General features: G+C 65.6%; 14 protein-coding genes. 12 read left to right on the plus strand and 2 right to left on the minus strand.

Annotation, left to right across the window (positions count from 1 at the left end; genetic code table 11):
• Window positions 1–35: 35 nt before the first annotated feature.
• The gene (locus AC07VU_RS06425; protein WP_007929970.1) at window positions 36–935 is read right to left on the minus strand and encodes an energy transducer TonB; all 900 of its coding nucleotides are present in this window, start codon (window positions 933–935) and stop codon (window positions 36–38) included.
• Window positions 936–1,055: 120 nt separating this feature from the next.
• Window positions 1,056–2,012: a glutathione synthase gene (gshB, locus tag AC07VU_RS06430; RefSeq protein ID WP_053262978.1), complete on the minus strand. Its 957-nt coding sequence runs from the start codon at window positions 2,010–2,012 to the stop codon at window positions 1,056–1,058.
• Between the two features lie 236 nt (window positions 2,013–2,248).
• Here gshB and pilG point away from each other — a divergent pair, with 236 nt between their 5' ends.
• The 12 genes from pilG to mdcE all read left to right on the plus strand — a co-directional run bounded on the left by pilG (window position 2,249) and on the right by mdcE (window position 17,870).
• Window positions 2,249–2,656 (plus strand): twitching motility response regulator PilG, encoded by a 408-nt coding sequence (gene pilG, locus AC07VU_RS06435; protein WP_007929962.1) that lies wholly within the window; start codon window positions 2,249–2,251, stop codon window positions 2,654–2,656.
• A 43-nt stretch (window positions 2,657–2,699) separates the two neighbouring features.
• Complete coding sequence (gene pilH, locus AC07VU_RS06440) at window positions 2,700–3,065, plus strand: twitching motility response regulator PilH (RefSeq protein WP_007929961.1); 366 nt, start codon at window positions 2,700–2,702, stop codon at window positions 3,063–3,065.
• A gap of 11 nt (window positions 3,066–3,076) precedes the next feature.
• Window positions 3,077–3,616 (plus strand): chemotaxis protein CheW, encoded by a 540-nt coding sequence (locus AC07VU_RS06445; protein ID WP_062824341.1) that lies wholly within the window; start codon window positions 3,077–3,079, stop codon window positions 3,614–3,616.
• 109 nt (window positions 3,617–3,725) lie between these two features.
• Complete coding sequence (locus tag AC07VU_RS06450; protein ID WP_420801040.1) at window positions 3,726–5,789, plus strand: methyl-accepting chemotaxis protein; 2,064 nt, start codon at window positions 3,726–3,728, stop codon at window positions 5,787–5,789.
• 30 nt (window positions 5,790–5,819) lie between these two features.
• Complete coding sequence (locus AC07VU_RS06455) at window positions 5,820–11,774, plus strand: hybrid sensor histidine kinase/response regulator (protein ID WP_495029625.1); 5,955 nt, start codon at window positions 5,820–5,822, stop codon at window positions 11,772–11,774.
• The gene (locus AC07VU_RS06460; RefSeq protein WP_009046013.1) at window positions 11,767–12,222 is read left to right on the plus strand and encodes a chemotaxis protein CheW; all 456 of its coding nucleotides are present in this window, start codon (window positions 11,767–11,769) and stop codon (window positions 12,220–12,222) included. Before AC07VU_RS06455 ends, AC07VU_RS06460 begins: the two co-directional genes overlap by 8 nt.
• A gap of 755 nt (window positions 12,223–12,977) precedes the next feature.
• Window positions 12,978–13,238, plus strand: a complete 261-nt coding sequence (locus tag AC07VU_RS06465; RefSeq protein ID WP_495029626.1) for a hypothetical protein — start codon at window positions 12,978–12,980, stop codon at window positions 13,236–13,238.
• Between the two features lie 145 nt (window positions 13,239–13,383).
• Window positions 13,384–15,054, plus strand: coding sequence for a malonate decarboxylase subunit alpha (gene mdcA / locus AC07VU_RS06470; RefSeq protein ID WP_495029627.1), 1,671 nt, complete (start codon window positions 13,384–13,386; stop codon window positions 15,052–15,054).
• Window positions 15,055–15,927: a triphosphoribosyl-dephospho-CoA synthase gene (locus AC07VU_RS06475; protein WP_495029628.1), complete on the plus strand. Its 873-nt coding sequence runs from the start codon at window positions 15,055–15,057 to the stop codon at window positions 15,925–15,927. It abuts the gene before it with no gap.
• Window positions 15,927–16,226 carry a malonate decarboxylase subunit delta gene (locus AC07VU_RS06480; RefSeq protein WP_007932573.1) on the plus strand — a complete coding sequence of 100 codons (300 nt, stop codon included), beginning with the start codon at window positions 15,927–15,929 and terminating at the stop codon, window positions 16,224–16,226. The genes AC07VU_RS06475 and AC07VU_RS06480 overlap by 1 nt, the downstream gene beginning before the upstream one ends.
• Window positions 16,219–17,070 carry a biotin-independent malonate decarboxylase subunit beta gene (locus tag AC07VU_RS06485; protein WP_007932572.1) on the plus strand — a complete coding sequence of 284 codons (852 nt, stop codon included), beginning with the start codon at window positions 16,219–16,221 and terminating at the stop codon, window positions 17,068–17,070. The genes AC07VU_RS06480 and AC07VU_RS06485 overlap by 8 nt, the downstream gene beginning before the upstream one ends.
• Entirely contained in the window at window positions 17,067–17,870 is an 804-nt protein-coding gene (mdcE, locus tag AC07VU_RS06490; RefSeq protein ID WP_457275139.1) for a biotin-independent malonate decarboxylase subunit gamma, read from the plus strand. Before AC07VU_RS06485 ends, mdcE begins: the two co-directional genes overlap by 4 nt.

Here is a 17,870-nt window from a genome sequence, read left to right on the forward strand (position 1 = left end):
TCGCAGGCTCGGCAGCGGCTACAAGAGGTAGGGAATCAGTTGCTGGACAGCCGGTCGCCGCGGGCGAACTTCCAGGTGCGGATGATCTCCAGGCGGTCGATATCCGACAGGTCACCGGTAAAGGGCGCGAACGGTGCCGCCAGGCGTACGATGCGTTGCGCCGCCTGGTCCAGCAGCGGCTGGCCGGAGGACTCCAGCACCAGCACCTCGTACAGAGAACCGTCGCGGTTGATCGAGACCATCAGCCGCAGGTTGCCGTAGATCTGCTTGCGCCGGGCTTCTTCCGGGTAGTTGAGGTTGCCGATGCGCTCGACCTTCTTGCGCCACTCGTCCTTGTACCAGGCGCCCTTGTCGCGCATGGTCGAGGCCGCGCTCAGGCGGTGGATGCGCGGGCGCTTGGCGTACAGCTGCTGCTCCTGGGCCAGTTCGGCCTCCAGGCTGGCGATGTCGCTGGACAGCTGCTCGCTGTCGAACGTCGGTACGGGAACCTTGGGTTTGGCCTCGGTCTTGACCTCTTCACGTTTGGTGACGGTCTTTTTCGGCTTCGGCGCGGTAGTGGCGACCGCGGCCTTGGGCGCGGCTTCCTTGACCTCGGTCTTGGCCGGAGGCGGCGGGGTGACCTTATTGACCTTGTTTTCCTGGAACGGCGCCACTTCGGTGGTCTTCGGGATCGCTTTCTTGTCCAGGGTGCCGCTGCCTTGCTGGTTTTCCTGGGCGAGAAAATCGGCCTTCTTCGGCTTGGTCTCGCTCTTGAAGGTGGCCAGGGTGATTTCCAGGGTCTTGCTGATCTGCTTGGGTTCGGCGAAGGAGAAGCCCAGGCCGAGAATCAGCGCGATATGCAGCAGGGCGGCCAGGAACAGGGTAAACCCCAGGCGATCGGCCGGGCGCACGCCGCTGTGAGCCAGCTCGGGGGGCAGATCGGAAGGGAGAGCCATCAGCGGTTCACAAAAGTCATCAGCGGTTCAACATCACAAAAAGCATCACAAGACCAACATCGCGCGTTTCACAGGCGGCGCATGATAACGCAATGTTGGTTTGTGCTTGGCAGTTCTGGATCAACGAGCCTTGAGCTTCTGATCGATGGCATCCATCAGCATTGCGCCGATGTTGGTGCCAAAGGCGTTGTCGATCTCGCGGATGCAGGTCGGGCTGGTGACGTTGATTTCGGTCAGGTGCTCGCCGATCACGTCGAGCCCCACGAACAGCAGGCCTTTCTCGCGCAGGGTCGGGCCGACCTGTGCGGCGATCCAGCGATCTTTCTCGGTCAGCGGCCGGGCTTCGCCACGGCCACCGGCAGCGAGGTTGCCACGGGTTTCACCCTGGGCGGGAATCCGTGCCAGGCAGTAATCCACAGGTTCGCCGTCGATCATCAGGATGCGTTTGTCGCCATCGACGATGGCCGGCAGGTACTCCTGGATCATGATCTGCTGCTTGCCGTGCTGGGTCAGGGTTTCGAGGATCACCGAGAGGTTCGGGTGGCCGGCAGTGTGACGGAAGATCGACGAGCCGCCCATGCCGTCCAGCGGCTTGAGGATCACGTCGCCGTGATGGTCGGCGAATTCGCGCAACACGTCCGGACGACGGCTGACGATGGTCGGCGGCGTGCACTGCGGGAACAGGGTGGCGAACAGCTTTTCATTGCAGTCACGCAGGCTCTGCGGCTTGTTGACCACCAGCACGCCGTCGCGCTCGGCCTGCTCCAGCAGGTAGGTGGAGTAGACGAACTCCATGTCGAACGGCGGGTCCTTGCGCATCAGGATCACGTCCAGCTCGCTCAGGGCGCTGTCGGTCTCGGCTTCCAGTTCGAACCACTTGTGCGGGTCGGCGAACACCTTCAGCGGGCGCATCCGCGCCCGGGCCACGCCACCGGTCGCCTGGTACAGGTCGCGCTGTTCCATATAGAACAGGGTCCAGCCGCGCTCCTGGGCGGCCAGCAGCATGGCCAGCGAGCTGTCCTTCTTATAGGAGATGCTGGCGATAGGGTCCATGACAATCCCGACGCGAACGCTCATGGGCGGTTTCCTCGAAAATTAGTGGGCGCAATGGCTTGCAAAATTGGCGTCAGAGTGGCGTCCGGGCGGTTCCCGGTCAAGGAAAAACCACCGCGCCGGTCGGCCGATAGATTGCATGGGGAGAGTATGCTAAAAAGGCTCGCATGCCGTGCTCAGGCCTTGAACATCAAGGGCTTGAGGCATTGGCCACCAGTACGGGCAGAAAATCGATTCGCTGTGGCGATGGTAGAGCAGATATGGAACAGCAATCCAGCGCCCTCAAGGTGATGGTGATCGATGATTCGAAGACGATTCGCCGCACGGCCGAAACGCTGCTGAAGAATGTGGGCTGTGAAGTCATCACCGCGGTCGACGGTTTCGAGGCCCTGGCCAAGATCGCCGACAACCACCCGGGCATCATTTTCGTCGACATCATGATGCCGCGGCTCGATGGCTATCAGACCTGCGCGTTGATCAAGAACAACAGCGCGTTCAAGTCCACGCCGGTGATTATGCTGTCCTCCAAGGACGGTCTGTTCGACAAGGCCAAGGGTCGCATCGTCGGCTCTGACCAGTTTTTGACCAAGCCTTTCAGCAAGGAAGAGCTGCTGAGCGCGATCAAGGCCCATGTGCCGGGGTTCGCCGCAGTAGAACAAGCACATTGAGGTTCGGCCAGCGGGCCGCACGCCTATTCGTATGGGGAAGACCATGGCTCGTATTCTGATCGTCGATGACTCGCCGACTGAAATGTACAAACTGACCGGCATGCTGGAAAAGCATGGCCATGAAGTCCTGAAGGCCGAAAACGGCGCCGACGGCGTGGCCCTGGCGCGCCAGGAAAAGCCCGACGCGGTCCTGATGGACATCGTCATGCCCGGTCTCAATGGTTTTCAGGCGACCCGTCAGTTGACCAAGGATGCGGAAACCAGCCATATCCCGGTGATTATCATCACCACCAAGGATCAGGAAACCGACAAGGTCTGGGGCACTCGCCAGGGCGCGAAGGATTACCTGACCAAGCCGGTCGACGAAGACACCCTGATCAAGACCCTGAACAGCGTCCTGGCCGGCTGACCGCCCGCGCCATGGCCGAGTCGCAAACCGCCTTCGAACTGCTGCTCGAGATCGACCAGCGCTGCCGCCTGCTGGCAGCCGACCTGCCTTCCCAGGAAACCCGCCAGCACGGCTGGAGCGGTATCGGCTTTCGCATCGGCGAGCATTGGTATGTGGCGCCGATGGGCGAAGTCAGCGAAGTCCTGCACGAGCCCCGTTACACCCTGCTGCCCGGGGTCAAGCCCTGGGTGAAAGGCGTGGCCAACCTGCGCGGACGGCTGCTGCCGATCATGGACCTGTGCGGGTTCTTCGGCCATGAGCTGTCGGCCCTGCGCAAGCAGCGGCGGGTGCTGGTGGTCGAGCACAAAGAGGTGTTCGCCGGCTTGATGGTGGACGAGGTGGCCGGCATGCAGCACTTCGAGCAGAGCAGCCTGGAAACCGCGGCCAACGCTAGCGAGCAGGGCGCCATCACGCCGTACCTGCGGGGGTATTTCCCGTGTGAGCCGGTCTGGTGGGTATTCAGTCCCTTCGCCCTGGCGCAGTCGCCGGGGTTCCTGGATGTGGCGCTGTAGGAGCAGGGGGGCGCCTAGCCCTTGCCCGCGAAACGGATGACGCGGTTTTGCAGGTTCACCGCATGATGCTCATCGCGGGCAACAGAACAACCGGAATTCAGGTGTGCAGATGCTAAAAGCCAACCCAGGCAAGCCAATGGAAGGATCGCGCAGCCGCTCGCAGATCATCGTGCTGTTCATCGCCCTGATCGTGTTCATCATGCTGTTGTTCGCCAACTTCGCTTACCTCAACACCCAGGCCACGTACGACAAGCAGTACATCGGCCACGCCGGCGAGTTGCGGGTGCTGTCCCAGCGCATCGCCAAGAACGCCACGGAAGCCGCGGCGGGCAAGGCCGCGGCATTTAAGCTGCTGGGCGATGCGCGCAACGATTTCGCCCAGCGCTGGGGCTACCTGAAAAAAGGCGACCCGGCCACCGGGCTGCCCGCCGCGCCGGTGGCGGTGCGTCAGGAAATGCGCGCGGTGCAGCAGGACTGGGACAAGCTGCTGCACAACGCCGACGCGATCCTGGCCAGCGAACAGACCGTATTGTCCCTGCATCAGGTGGCCGCGACCCTGGCGGAAACCGTGCCGCAGTTGCAGGTCGAGTATGAAAAGGTCGTGGAAATCCTCCTGCAGCGCGGCGCTCCGGCCGCCCAGGTGGCCATGGCGCAACGCCAGTCGTTGCTCGCCGAGCGCATTCTCGGTGCGGTGAATACTGTGCTGGCCGGCGACGAAAACGCGGTGCAGGCCGCCGATGTCTTCGGCCGTGACGCGGCGCGCTTCGGCCAGGTGCTCAGCGGCATGCTCCAGGGCAACCCGACCCTGAAGATCAGCCAGGTCGAGGACCGCGATGCGCGGGCGCGCCTGACCGAGATCAGCGAGCTGTTCCAGTTCGTCTCCGGCTCGGTGGACGAAATCCTCGAAACCTCCCCCGAGCTGTTCCAGGTCCGCGAGTCGGCGAGCAATATCTTCAGCCTGTCGCAGACCCTGCTCGACGAGGCCTCGCACCTGGCCATCGGCTTCGAGAACCTGGCCGGCGGCCGTTCGCTGGACACCATCGGCGGTTATGTCCTGGGCCTGGCGGCGCTGGCCTCGATCATCCTCATTGGCCTGGTGATGGTCCGCGAAACCAATCGCCAACTGCACGAGACCGCGGAGAAGAACGAACGCAACCAGAACGCGATCATGCGTTTGCTGGACGAGATCGAAGACCTGGCCGACGGCGACCTCACCGTGACCGCCTCGGTGACCGAGGACTTCACCGGCACCATCGCCGACTCGATCAACTATTCCGTGGACCAGCTGCGCGACCTGGTGGCGACCATCAACCTCACCGCCGGCCAGGTCGCCGGCGCGGTGCAGGAAACCCAGGCCACCGCGATGCAACTGGCCGAAGCCTCGGAGCATCAGGCCCAGCAGATTTCCGAAGCCTCCACCGCGATCAACGAAATGGCCCAGTCGATCGATCAGGTGTCGGCCAACGCCGCCGAGTCCTCGGCGGTGGCCGAGCGTTCGGTGGAGATCGCCAACAAGGGCAACGAGGTGGTGCACAACACCATCCACGGCATGGACAACATTCGCGAGCAGATCCAGGATACTGCCAAGCGCATCAAGCGCCTGGGCGAGTCGTCCCAGGAAATTGGCGACATTGTCAGCCTGATCGATGACATTGCCGACCAGACCAATATCCTCGCCCTCAACGCGGCGATCCAGGCCTCCATGGCCGGGGATGCCGGGCGCGGCTTCGCGGTGGTGGCCGATGAGGTGCAGCGCCTGGCGGAACGTTCTTCGGCGGCGACCCGGCAGATCGAGACCCTGGTGCGGGCGATCCAGACCGACACCAACGAGGCGGTGATCTCCATGGAGCAGACCACCTCGGAAGTGGTGCGCGGCGCCCGGCTGGCGCAGGATGCCGGGGTGGCCCTGGAAGAAATCGAAGGCGTCTCCAAGACCCTGGCGGCGCTGATCCAGAGCATCTCCAACGCCGCCCAGCAGCAGACGTCGTCGGCCGGACAGATATCCTTGACCATGAACGTGATCCAGCAGATCACTTCACAGACTTCGTCCGGCTCGACCGCGACGGCCGAGAGCATCGGTAACCTGGCGAAAATGGCCAGCCAGCTGCGGCGCTCGGTGTCCGGTTTCACCTTGCCGGCCAGTCGCGAGCAGACGCCGCGGGACAACCGCTGAGGCCGGAGCACGACTTTGATGGGAATGGTAATGGGTGATCGGCACGACTATGTGGCCCTGGAATGGGTCAAGGGCGAAATTGCCGAAACGCTGAAGCAGGCCCACCAGGCGCTCGATCATCTGGTCGACGAGCCGCAGGCGGTGGAAGCGCTCGAACAGTGCCTGGAGTGCATCCATCAGGTCCACGGCAGCCTGCAGATGGTCGAGTTCTATGGTGCGGCGCTGCTCGCCGAAGAAATGGAAGCCCTGACCCTGGCCCTGCGCGAGCACCGCGTGGCCCAGCGGGACGAGGCGATCTATCTGCTGCGCCAAGCCATCAGCCAGTTGCCGCAGTACCTCGACCGGGTGCAAAGCGCGCGCCGCGACCTGCCGTTGGTGGTGTTGCCGCTGCTCAACGACCTGCGCAGCGCCCGGGGCGAAGGCCTGCTGAGCGAAACCAGCCTGTTCAGCCCGCAGCTGCCGGACCTGCCGGCGCTGGACCAGGCGGCACTGAACCGCCTGGCGCCCCCCGACCTGACCATCCTGCTGCGCAAGTTGCGGCACATGCTGCAAACCGCGTTGGTCGACCTGCTGCGCGAACAGGATGTGAAAAACAGCCTGGGCTATATGGCCAAGGTCTTCGAGCGCCTCCAGGTGTTGTGCCAGAACGCCCCGCTGGGGCCCTTGTGGCAGATCGCCCTGGCCCTGGTGGAAGGCATGGGCAGCGGGGCGATCGCCAACAGCCCGGCGGTGCGCAGCCTGCTCAAGGATGCCGACCGCGAACTCAAGCGTCTCTATGAACAAGGCATCGCCGGGGTCAACCAGGCGGCCCCCGACGAACTGCTGAAAAGCCTGCTGTTTTACATCGCCAAGGCCCGCTACCCCACCGCGCAGATGCAGACCATGAAAGACACCTACGGACTCGATGACGCTTTGCCCGACAATGCGCTGGTCGACCAGGAGCGGGCCCGCATGGCCGGCCCCGACCGGGACGCCATGCGCTCGGTGCTGGCGGCCCTGTGCGAAGAGCTGGTGCGGGTCAAGGAACGCCTGGACCTGTTCGTGCGCAGCGACCGCCAGCACGCGTCGGACCTGGACAGCCTGCTGGCGCCCCTGCGGCAGATCGCCGACACCCTGGCGGTGCTGGGTTTCGGCCAGCCACGCAAGGTCATCATCGACCAGCTGGCGGTGGTGCTGAGCCTGGCCCAGGGCCAGCGCGAACCGAATGACGCGGTGCTGATGGATGTGGCCGGGGCCCTGCTGTATGTCGAGGCAACCCTGGCCGGCATGGTCGGCCCGGCTGAACCCGAGAGCCGCGAAGAAAGCCGCCTGCCGACCACCGACCTGACCCAGATCCACCAACTGGTGATCAAGGAGGCGCGGATCTGCCTGCAACAGGCCAAGGACCTGATCGTCGACTACATCGACGCCGGTTGGGACCGCGAACACTTGCAGGCGCTGCCGGAGCTGCTGACCCAGGTGCGCGGCGCCCTGGCGATGATTCCCCTGGGCCGTGCGGCGGGCCTGCTGCAAGCCTGCATCGGCTTTGTGCGCGAACACCTGCTGCTGGACCCGCGCCAGCCCGGCTGGCAGCAGCTGGACAATCTGGCCGACGTGATCACCAGCATCGAGTATTACCTGGAGCGCCTGAGCGACGATCCCCAGGCGCCGGGGGAAAAGATTCTCGACGTGGCCGAGCAGGGCCTGGCCGCGCTGGGCTATGCGCCACAAAAGCGGGCGCCGGACGAGTGGCTGCCGAACGAACAGGTGCCGCTGCTCAGCGATGTGCTCAGCCCCAACGAAGCCCTGGTGATGCAGGACCTGCAGGAGCTGGACAGCCCGGAAGTGGCGCAGTCCCTGGCCGATGTACTGGCCAGCCCGGTCTCGGCGCTCAACCCGCCAGCGCTGGACACGCCGGGCAGCCTGTTGCCGCCGCCGGGCGATGAAGCGCCGGTGGACGACGAACTGCGCGAAGTCTTCCTCGAAGAGACCGACGAAGTGCTCGACGTGCTGCGCGAGTACCTGCCGCGCTGGGTCGCCGAGCCCCACGGCAAGGCGGCGCTGGGCGAACTGCGCCGGGCCTTCCACACCCTCAAGGGCAGCGGGCGGATGGTGCGCGCGCTGGTGCTGGGCGAGCTGGCCTGGGCCGTGGAGAACCTGCTCAACCGGGTCCTGGAACACAGCGTGGAACCGGGGCCGCAGGTGCGGCAATTGCTTGAAGAGGTCGTGCAGTTGCTGCCGGAGCTGGTCGCCGAGTTCGCCGCCCAGGCCCAGCGCCAGCGCGGCGATGTCGACCGCCTGGCTGCCCGGGCGCATGCCCTGGCCAAGGGCGACACGGCGTCGCTAGACGGCTTGGCAGACGAGCTCGACCCGCAGTTGCTGGAGATCTTCCGCAACGAGGCCGAAACCCATCTGGAGAGCATCAAGCGCTTTCTCGATCAGGCTGCCGAGCATCTGCCGCTGCAGGCCAGCGACGAATTGCAGCGCGCCTTGCACACCCTTAAGGGCAGCGCCTACATGGCCGGCGTGCTGCCGATCGCCGAGCTGGCGGCACCGCTGGACCTGCTGGCCCGGGAATATCGCGCGCACCTGATGGCCCTGGACCTGGACGAGGTCGAACTGCTGCTGGAAGCCGAAGGCCTGTTTCGCCGCGGCCTGCAACAGCTGGGCAGCGATCCGCTGGCGCCCATCGAAGGCGCCGCCGACCTGATCGAACGGGTCAAGGCACTGACCGCCGAGCGCCTGGAAGCCCTGCTCAACGCGCCCAATACCGGGCTGCGGGTCAAGCGCGATGCGCAGTTGATCAGCAGTTTCCTGGCCCAGGGCATGGACATCCTGCTGGATGCCGAAAACCTGCTGCGCCGCTGGCAACAGCACCCCGGCGAGCGCCAGGAGCTCAGCGCGCTGCTCGACGAACTAACCACCCTTGGCGAAGGCGCGCACCTGGCGGACCTGCAGCCGATGGATGAGCTGTGCGAAGCGCTGCTGGACCTGTACGGCGCCGTGGAAGAAAGCAGCCTGGCGGTGGGCGAACGGTTTTTCCATGAGGCGGAAAACGCCCACGAAGCCCTGATCAACATGCTCGACGAACTGGCCGCCGGCCAGGAAGTCAGCCCACAACCGGCCATGGTCCGGGCCTTGCGCGAACTGCTCGAGGAAAGCCTCGACCCGTCGGCCATGGGCCTGATCCGCAGCGACGGCAGCCGCACCCTGAGCATCACCGACCTGGCCAGTGCCACCGCCGAGATGGAGCAGGGGGCGCAGATCGAGGTGGAGGGGCCGGACGATGAAATCGTGGCGATCTTCCTCGAAGAGGCGATGGATATTCTCGAAAGCGCCGACCAGGCCTTGCAGCGCTGGCTGGCCGACCCGGACAACGGTGCGCCGCTGTCTTCCCTGCAGCGCGACCTGCACACCCTCAAGGGCGGCGCGCGCATGGCCGAAGTCGGGCCGGTGGGCGACCTGGCCCAGGAACTGGAGAATCTCTACGAAGGCCTGGTGGATCGCCGGTACCAGCATGGCGAGGCCTTGGTCGACCTGCTGCAACGCAGCCATGCGCAACTGGCGCTGCTGTTGCAGCAATTGCAGGCACAGCAAACGCTGAGCGACCCCAAGGCGCTGATCGAAGCGATTCGCGGTTTTCGCCAGCGCAGCGGGGTCACCAGCGAGGTGCCCGAGGCCGCGGTGACCGACGATTCGGCGGCCCACGATCCGGAGCTGCTGGAGATCTTCCTCGAAGAAGGCTTCGACATCCTCGACAGTTCGGGGGCGGCGCTGACGCGCTGGCAGGCCGAGCCGGCCAGCCGCCAGGAAGTGGAAACCCTGCTGCGTGACCTGCACACCCTCAAGGGCGGTGCGCGCATGGTGGAGATCGTGCCGATCGGCGACCTGGCCCATGAACTGGAGTTTCTCTATGAAGGCCTGTCCGCGGGCCTGCTGCAACCGAGCCCGGCGCTGTTCGGCCTGTTGCAGAAAAGCCAGGACCGCCTGGCGCAGATGCTCGACGCCGCCCGCGCCGAGCAACCGATCAAGCCGGCCGACAGCCTGATCGAGGCGATTCGCGGCTTTACTCATCCGGCCCAGGCCGAAGCGCCGCCTCTGTTGCTGCCCGACCTTAGCCCGCCGAGCAAGCCCGAACCGCCGGTGGCGCAGGCGGAAGCGGCGGTGGCCGGGGATATGGTCAAGGTCTCGGCCGAGCTGTTGGACGACCTGGTCAACCTGGCCGGGGAAACCTCGATCTTCCGCGGGCGCATCGAGCAACAGGTCAACGATGCGCGGGTGGCCCTGAGCGAAATGGAAACCACCATCGAGCGTATCCGTGACCAGTTGCGCCGCCTGGACACCGAAACCCAGGGGCGGATTCTCAGCCGCCAGCAGGTCGAGGCCGAGCGCCTGGGCTACGAGGAATTCGACCCGCTGGAGATGGACCGCCATTCGCAGTTGCAGCAACTGTCGCGGGCCCTGTTCGAGTCGGCGTCCGACCTGCTCGACCTCAAGGAAACCCTGGACCGGCGCAACCAGGACGCGGAAAACCTGTTGCAGCAGCAAGGGCGGGTCAATACCGAATTGCAGGAAGGCCTGATGCGCACACGCATGGTGCCGTTCGAGCGCCTGGTGCCGCGCCTCAAGCGCATCGTCCGCCAGGTGGCCGAGGAGTTGGGCAAGGACGTCTCGTTCAGCGTCGGCAACGCCGAGGGCGAGATGGACCGCAACGTGTTGGAGCGCATGGTTGCGCCCCTGGAGCACATGCTGCGCAACGCCGTCGACCATGGCCTGGAGTCCGCCGAGGTGCGGCGCGCCTCGGGCAAGCCCGAGCAGGGGCGGATCACCCTGGACCTGTCCCACGAAGGCGGCGATATCGTTTTCGACATGCGCGACGACGGCGCCGGGGTGCCGCTGGAGGCGGTGCGGCGCAAGGCGATCAAGCGTGGCCTGCTCGCCCCCAATGCCGAGATCAGCGACCGTGACGTGCTGCAATTCATCATGCAGCCGGGGTTTTCCACGGCGGAGAAAATCACCCAGATTTCCGGGCGCGGGGTGGGCATGGATGTGGTCCATGAAGAGGTGCGCCAGCTCGGCGGCTCGATGACCATCGACTCGATCCCGGGGCAGGGCGTGCATTTCCGCATCCGCCTGCCGTTCACCCTGTCGGTCAACCGCGCGCTGATGGTGCAGTGCCTGGAGGAGCAGTACGCGATCCCGCTGAACACCATCGAAGGCATCGTGCGGGTGCTGCCCAACGAACTGGAAAGCTACTACCAACTCGACTCGCCCCATTACCAGTACGCCGGCCAGCGTTATGAGCTGTGTTACCTCGGCGAGCTGCTGCACACCGTGGCCCGGCCGAAACTGTTGGGGCAGAGCCTGCCGCTGCCGGTGCTGCTGGTGCATTACAACGAACACCGGATCGCCGTGCAGGTGGATGCCATGGCCGGCACCCGGGAAATCGTGGTCAAGAGCCTGGGGCCGCAGTTCGCGGCGGTGCAGGGGCTGTCCGGCGCGACCATCCTCGGCGATGGCCGGGTGGTGCTGATCCTCGATCTGCTGGCGCATATCCGCGCCCTGCAAACGCGCTTGCCGGCGCCGCGCATGGCGGCCGGCGATGAAGTGAGCGTCGAGGTCGAACCATTGCGGCCGAGGCTGGTGCTGGTGGTCGACGATTCGGTGACGGTGCGCAAGGTCACCAGCCGCCTGCTGGAACGCCACGGCATGAACGTGCTGACCGCCAAGGACGGGGTCGACGCCATGGCGCTGCTGCAGGAACACACCCCGGACCTGATGCTGCTGGACATCGAAATGCCGCGCATGGATGGCTTCGAGGTGGCGATGCAGGTGCGCGCCGACCCGCGCCTGCACCAGCTGCCGATCATCATGATCACCTCGCGCACCGGCCAGAAACACCGCGACCGGGCCATGGCCATCGGCGTCAATGACTACCTCGGCAAGCCTTATCAGGAGTCGGTGCTGCTGGAGAGCATCGCCCAGTGGAGCAGACCCCATGCATGACTACCGCGCCAGCTTCCTCACCGGGCTGCTGCTGCCCCTGGCCGACCGCACCCTGATCCTGCCCAACGTCGCGGTGGCCGAATTGATCGACTATCAACGCGGCGAGCCGGCCAGCGACGCGCCACCCTGGTACCTGCGTTCTGTTGCCTGGCGCGACCGCCAACTGCCGCTGATCAGCTTCGAGGCCGCCTGCGGCCAGCCCCTGGCCATCGGCGAGCGCGCCCGCATTGTCGTGCTCAATACCCTGGGCGGCCGCGAGCGCCTGAAGTTCATCGCTCTGGTGATCCAGGGCATCCCGCGCTCCTGCCGGCTCGACAGCCAGCTGAGCTACGTCGATGTGCCGTTGTGCCGGCTGGAAAAGGCGGCGGTGCAGGTGGGGGAGCAGGTGGCGAAGATCCCGGATCTGTTGGGGTTGGAGGAGATGCTGGTGAAGGCGGGGTTGTCCTAGGTCCTGTCGAGCGGCTTGATCGGTCCCTATTTGGGACTGATGGGGGCAACTATGTTGGGCGACGTAGCCTCTGGTTTTTGGTGTGACATCGGACCTGTAGGAGCGAGCTTGCTCGCGATGGCGCCCATCCTGGCGCTGCATTTTTTGGACGGGGTGCATATCCATTCCTGCGGTAACGGCGGCTGGCGGTTTCGCCCTTACGGCGAGTCACTTTTTTTCAAACGCCGGAATGCCGGCCCAGCAAAAAGTAACCAAAAAACGCTTGCCCCTGCGTACGGCCTTCGCTGCGCTCAGGTTCCCTCGCTCCGGATGGGGCGGGTAGATCAAAATCAAAAGCCAAAGCTGCGCCATGCGCGACCTACCGGTCGGCGCTAACTCCTGTAGCCGCTGCCGAGCCTGCGAGGCTGCGATCGACCCCGCAGGGGGCGCAGGGATTTTGAAACCGCTGGAGGACCTTCGGTCCTATCGCAGCCTGCGGCAGCGGCTACAGGTTTGGGGAGGCATCAGGGGGGAGTGGGGCAGATCTGGTTTTGTTGAAGGCAATGGCAACACATTGCGGGTTGTCGCTGGTTTTTTGCATAGCCATAGTGGGTTTGCCGCCGCTGCATCGGTGGCCGATCTTAGCCGGTCGAAACTGTTCACGGACCCATAGATATCTCCGAAGACGGAGTTGTCTTTTCTCACTTACGGTCGTGCGCAGACAAGTATGGAATGGGTGTTTTACCTGTTTCTCGACCGGCCAAGGAGCTAGACCCATGACTGAGTTCACCCCGCTACACAGCAATCTCACCAACACCCCCGTGCTCTACCTCAACCCCAACGCTCCGGCATCCGACCTGCACGGTTGTGCCGTCCAGCGCCTCAAGGCCACCCGCGACCTGATGCACAGCCTCAACTGCCTGAGCCTCAAAGGCGTCCACGACCAGGACTTGCAACACATCGTCAATGCAGCCCATCTGCTGCTGCAGGATGGCTGCGATGCGCTGGATGCGTTGCAGTGGCGGATCGTGGGTTAAGCGCAGCGTTGTTTCCGGGCGTAGGCGAAATGGCTACGCCCTTGATCATTACCCTCACCGTAACGATCCATCACTCTGCTTGATTGATGCCATGCCTCCTGCGCTCCTAAGGTAGCGGCCACGACAGCGAACCCGTGGAGTGAGCATGACAACAACAATATCCCCCGACTCGCGCTGGACGCGGCGGCGCGCTGAAAAGCAGCGGCGTCTCGAGCAGGTGCGGGGTCTCGCCGATGGCGCGGTGTTGCCCACCGACAAGATAGTCGCGGCACTGGAGGCGTTGATTCTGCCCGGCGACCGCGTGGTGCTGGAGGGCAACAACCAGAAGCAGGCGGACTTCCTGTCCCGCTCCCTGGCCAAGGCCGACCCGGGCCGCCTGCACGACCTGCACATGATCATGCCCAGCGTCGGCCGCTCGGAGCACCTGGACCTGTTCGAGCGCGGCATCGCCCGCAAGCTCGACTTCTCCTTCGCCGGCACCCAGAGCCTGCGCATCAGCCAGTTGCTGGAAGACGGCCTGCTGGAAATCGGCGCGATCCATACCTACATCGAGCTCTATGCGCGGCTGGTGGTGGACCTGATCCCCAACGTGGTGCTCTCGGCCGGGTTCATGGCCGACCGCGCGGGCAATATCTACACCGGGCCGAGCACCGAGGACACCCCGGCGCTGATCGAGCCGGCGGCGTTCAGCGATGGCATCGTCATCGTCCAGGTCAACCAGCTGGTGGACGACGTCAGCGAGTTGCCGCGGGTGGATATCCCGGCGTCCTGGGTCGACTTCGTGGTGGTGGCCGACAAGCCGTTCTACATCGAGCCGCTGTTCACCCGCGACCCGCGCCACATCAAGCCGGTGCACGTGCTGATGGCGATGATGGCGATCCGCGGCATCTATGAAAAACACAAGGTCCAGTCGCTCAACCACGGCATCGGCTTCAACACCGCGGCCATCGAGCTGATCCTGCCGACCTACGGCGAATCCCTGGGCCTGAAAGGCAAGATCTGCCGCAACTGGACCCTCAACCCCCACCCGACCCTGATCCCGGCCATCGAAAGCGGCTGGGTGGAAAGCGTGCATTGCTTCGGCACCGAACTGGGCATGGAAAACTACATCGCTGCGCGGCCGGATGTGTTCTTTACCGGGCGCGACGGTTCGTTGCGTTCCAACCGGATGTTCTGCCAGCTGGCCGGGCAGTACGCGGTGGACCTGTTTATCGGTGCGACCCTGCAGGTCGATGGCGACGGCCATTCCTCCACCGTGACCCGCGGCCGCCTGGCCGGCTTCGGTGGTGCGCCGAACATGGGCCACGACCCCCGTGGCCGGCGCCACGGCACCCCGGCCTGGCTGGATATGCGCCACGACGACTCGCAACAACCGATGCTGGAGCGAGGCAAGAAGCTGGTGGTGCAGATGGTCGAGACCTTCCAGGAAGGCGGCAAACCGACCTTCGTCGAAACCCTCGACGCCGTGGAAGTGGCGAAGAAAAGCGGCATGCCCCTGGCGCCGATCATGATCTATGGCGACGACGTCACCCACCTGCTGACCGAGGAGGGCATCGCCTACCTGTACAAGGCGCGTTCCCTGGAAGAGCGCCAGGCGATGATCGCGGCGGTGGCCGGGGTGACTGCCATCGGCCTGCGCCACAACCCGAAAGACACAGCGCGCATGCGCCGCGAAGGCCTGATCGCCTTGCCCGAAGACCTCGGTATCCGCCGCACCGACGCCAGCCGCGAGCTGCTGGCGGCGAAAAGCGTCGCCGATCTGGTGGAGTGGTCGGGTGGCCTGTACAACCCGCCCGCCAAGTTCAGGAGCTGGTAAATGCACGCCTTCAACCTGCAAAGCAAACCCCTGAGCCTGGCCGAGCGCCTGGCGGACCTGGCAGTGGACGCGCTGATCGACGAAGCCGACCTGTCGCCGAAACCGGCCCTGGTCGACCGTCGCGGCAACGGCGCCCATAGCGATCTGCACCTGGGGCTGATGCACGCCTCGGCGCTGTCGCTGTGGCCGGCCTTCAAGGAAATGGCCGACGCCAGCGTGTTCGGCGCGGTTGGTCTGCCCCTGCGCGAAGCCCTGGGCCGCATCGGCCGTGAAGGCGAAACGGCGATGCTCGCTACGACTCACGGGGTGAACACTCATCGTGGCGCGATCTGGGCCCTGGGCCTGTTGGTGGCCGCCGCCGCGCTGCAACCTCAGGCCAACAGCGCCGGCGCCCTGTGCCTGCGGGCCGCGCGCCTGGCGCTGCTGGACGATCGTTACGCGCCGCGGCCCCTCAGCCACGGCGCGCAAGTGGCGCTGCGCTATGGCGTGCGCGGCGCCCGCGAAGAAGCCCAGCTGGGTTTTCCAGCGGTGCTGCAACGGGGCCTGCCGCAACTCGAACGCAGCCGTGCCCAGGGGCATGGTGAACAGAACGCCCGGCTCGATGCGCTGCTGGCGATCATGACCGGCCTGGCCGATACCTGCGTGCTCTATCGCGCTGGCGAGGCGGGCCTGCGGGCCATGCAACAGGGTGCCCAGGCGGTGCTCGACGCCGGCGGCAGCGCCAGCCTGGCCGGGCGTCGCCGCCTGCATGAGCTGGACCAGTGCCTGGTGGCCTTGAACGCCTCGCCCGGTGGCGCCGCGGACTTGCTCGCGGCCTGCCTGCTGATCGACCGGATCGCCTCCGGCGCCGCCTTTATCCAGGGAGCAGCGTGATGGAAACCTTGTCTTTCGAATTTCCCGCCGGGCAACCCGCCCGGGGCCGGGCGCTGGTGGGCTGTGTCGGCTCGGGCGACCTGGAGGTGCTGCTCGAACCCGGGCAGCCCGGCAAGCTGAGCATTCAGGTGCAGACCTCGGTCAACGGCAGCGCGTCGCGCTGGCAGCATCTGTTCGAGCGCATGTTCGACGGCCAGACGCCGCCGGCCCTGAGCATCGATATCCATGATTTTGGCGCCACCCCGGGCGTGGTGCGCCTGCGCCTGGAGCAGGGCTTCGAGGAGATCGGCCATGACTGACAGCGCCCGTTTGCTCAACAAGCACAGTTTCGTCGAACTCGGTGCCCGGCAGCGGGCCAAGGCCTTGCTCGACGCCGGCAGCTTTCGTGAATTGCTTGATCCGTTCCAGCGCGTGATGTCGCCGTGGCTGGCCCGCCAGGGCGTGGTGCCCCAGGCCGATGACGGGGTGGTGATCGCCAAGGGCCGCATCGACGGCCTGCCGGTGGTGATCGCCGCCATCGAAGGCGCGTTCCAGGGCGGCAGCCTCGGCGAGGTCGGCGGGGCGAAGATTGCCGGCGCCCTGGAGCTGGCGGCCGAAGACAACCGCAAGGGCATTGCTACCCGCGCCGTACTGCTGCTGGAAACCGGTGGCGTGCGCCTGCAGGAAGCCAACCTCGGGCTGGCGGCGATTGCCGACATTCACGCGGCCATCGTCGACCTGCGCCAGTACCAGCCGGTGATCGGTGTGGTGGCTGGCAGCGTCGGCTGTTTTGGCGGTATGTCGATTGCTGCCGGGCTGTGCAGCTACCTGCTGGTGACCCAGGAGGCGCGCCTGGGCCTCAACGGCCCGCAGGTGATCGAGCAGGAAGCCGGCCTCGAGGAATACGACTCCCGCGACCGACCCTTTATCTGGAGCCTGACCGGCGGCGAGCAGCGTTTCGCCAGCGGCCTGGCGGACCGCTATGTGGCCGATGACGTGGCGCAGATCCGCCAACAGGTCGGCGAACTGTTGGCCCAGGGCCTGCCCAGCGCGCAACGCAGCCGGCAGGCCGAGCTGTACCTGCAACGCCTGGCCCGGCTGGACAGCCATCCACAGATCGACCCGGCGACGGTTCGCCAGCTGTATCGAGGAGACCGCTCATGAGTGCTTATTCCCTGCGGGGCCTGCATTGGTTCACGGCCCTGAGCGCGGGCGCCGCCCCGGTAGCGGGTTTGCCGGCCTCGTTGAAGGTGGCGGACGCCACGCTGGAGCAGCAACCGGTGCGGTTTATCGCCGTGGTCGCCGACCCGGCCAACCCTTTTGTGCGGGCGCGCAATGGTGAGGTCGGCCTGCTGGAAGGCTGGGGCCTGGCCAAGGCGGTGGACGACGCGATCGAGGCCGACCGCGAGCAGAGCCTCAAGCGTGCGCTGATCGCCATAGTCGATGTGCCGAGCCAGGCCTATGGGCGTCGCGAAGAGGCCCTGGGCATCCATCAGGCCTTGGCCGCGGCCGCCGACAGCTATGCCCGGGCCCGGCTGGCCGGGCATCCGGTGATCGGCCTGCTGGTGGGCAAGGCCATGTCCGGGGCCTTCCTGGCCCACGGTTACCAGGCCAACCGCCTGATCGCCCTGCGCGACCCGGGGGTGATGGTGCACGCCATGGGCAAAGTCTCGGCGGCGCGGGTCACCTTGCGCAGCGTCGAGGAACTGGAGGCCCTGGCCGCCAGCGTGCCGCCCATGGCTTATGACATCGACAGCTATGCCAGCCTCGGCCTGCTCTGGGAGACCTTGTCGGTCAGCCAGATCGAACAGCCGAGCGCCGACGACCTGACCCTGGTACGGCAATGCCTGGGCCAGGCGATTGCCGATGTGCGGGCCCATGGTCGCGATCTGTCAGGGCGCCTGGGGGCCAGCAACCGTGGCGCCTCCAGTCGGGTCCGCCAGCTGTTGCGCGAGCAATGGTGA

The organism is Pseudomonas sp. GW821-FHT02B10, from assembly GCF_059421865.1.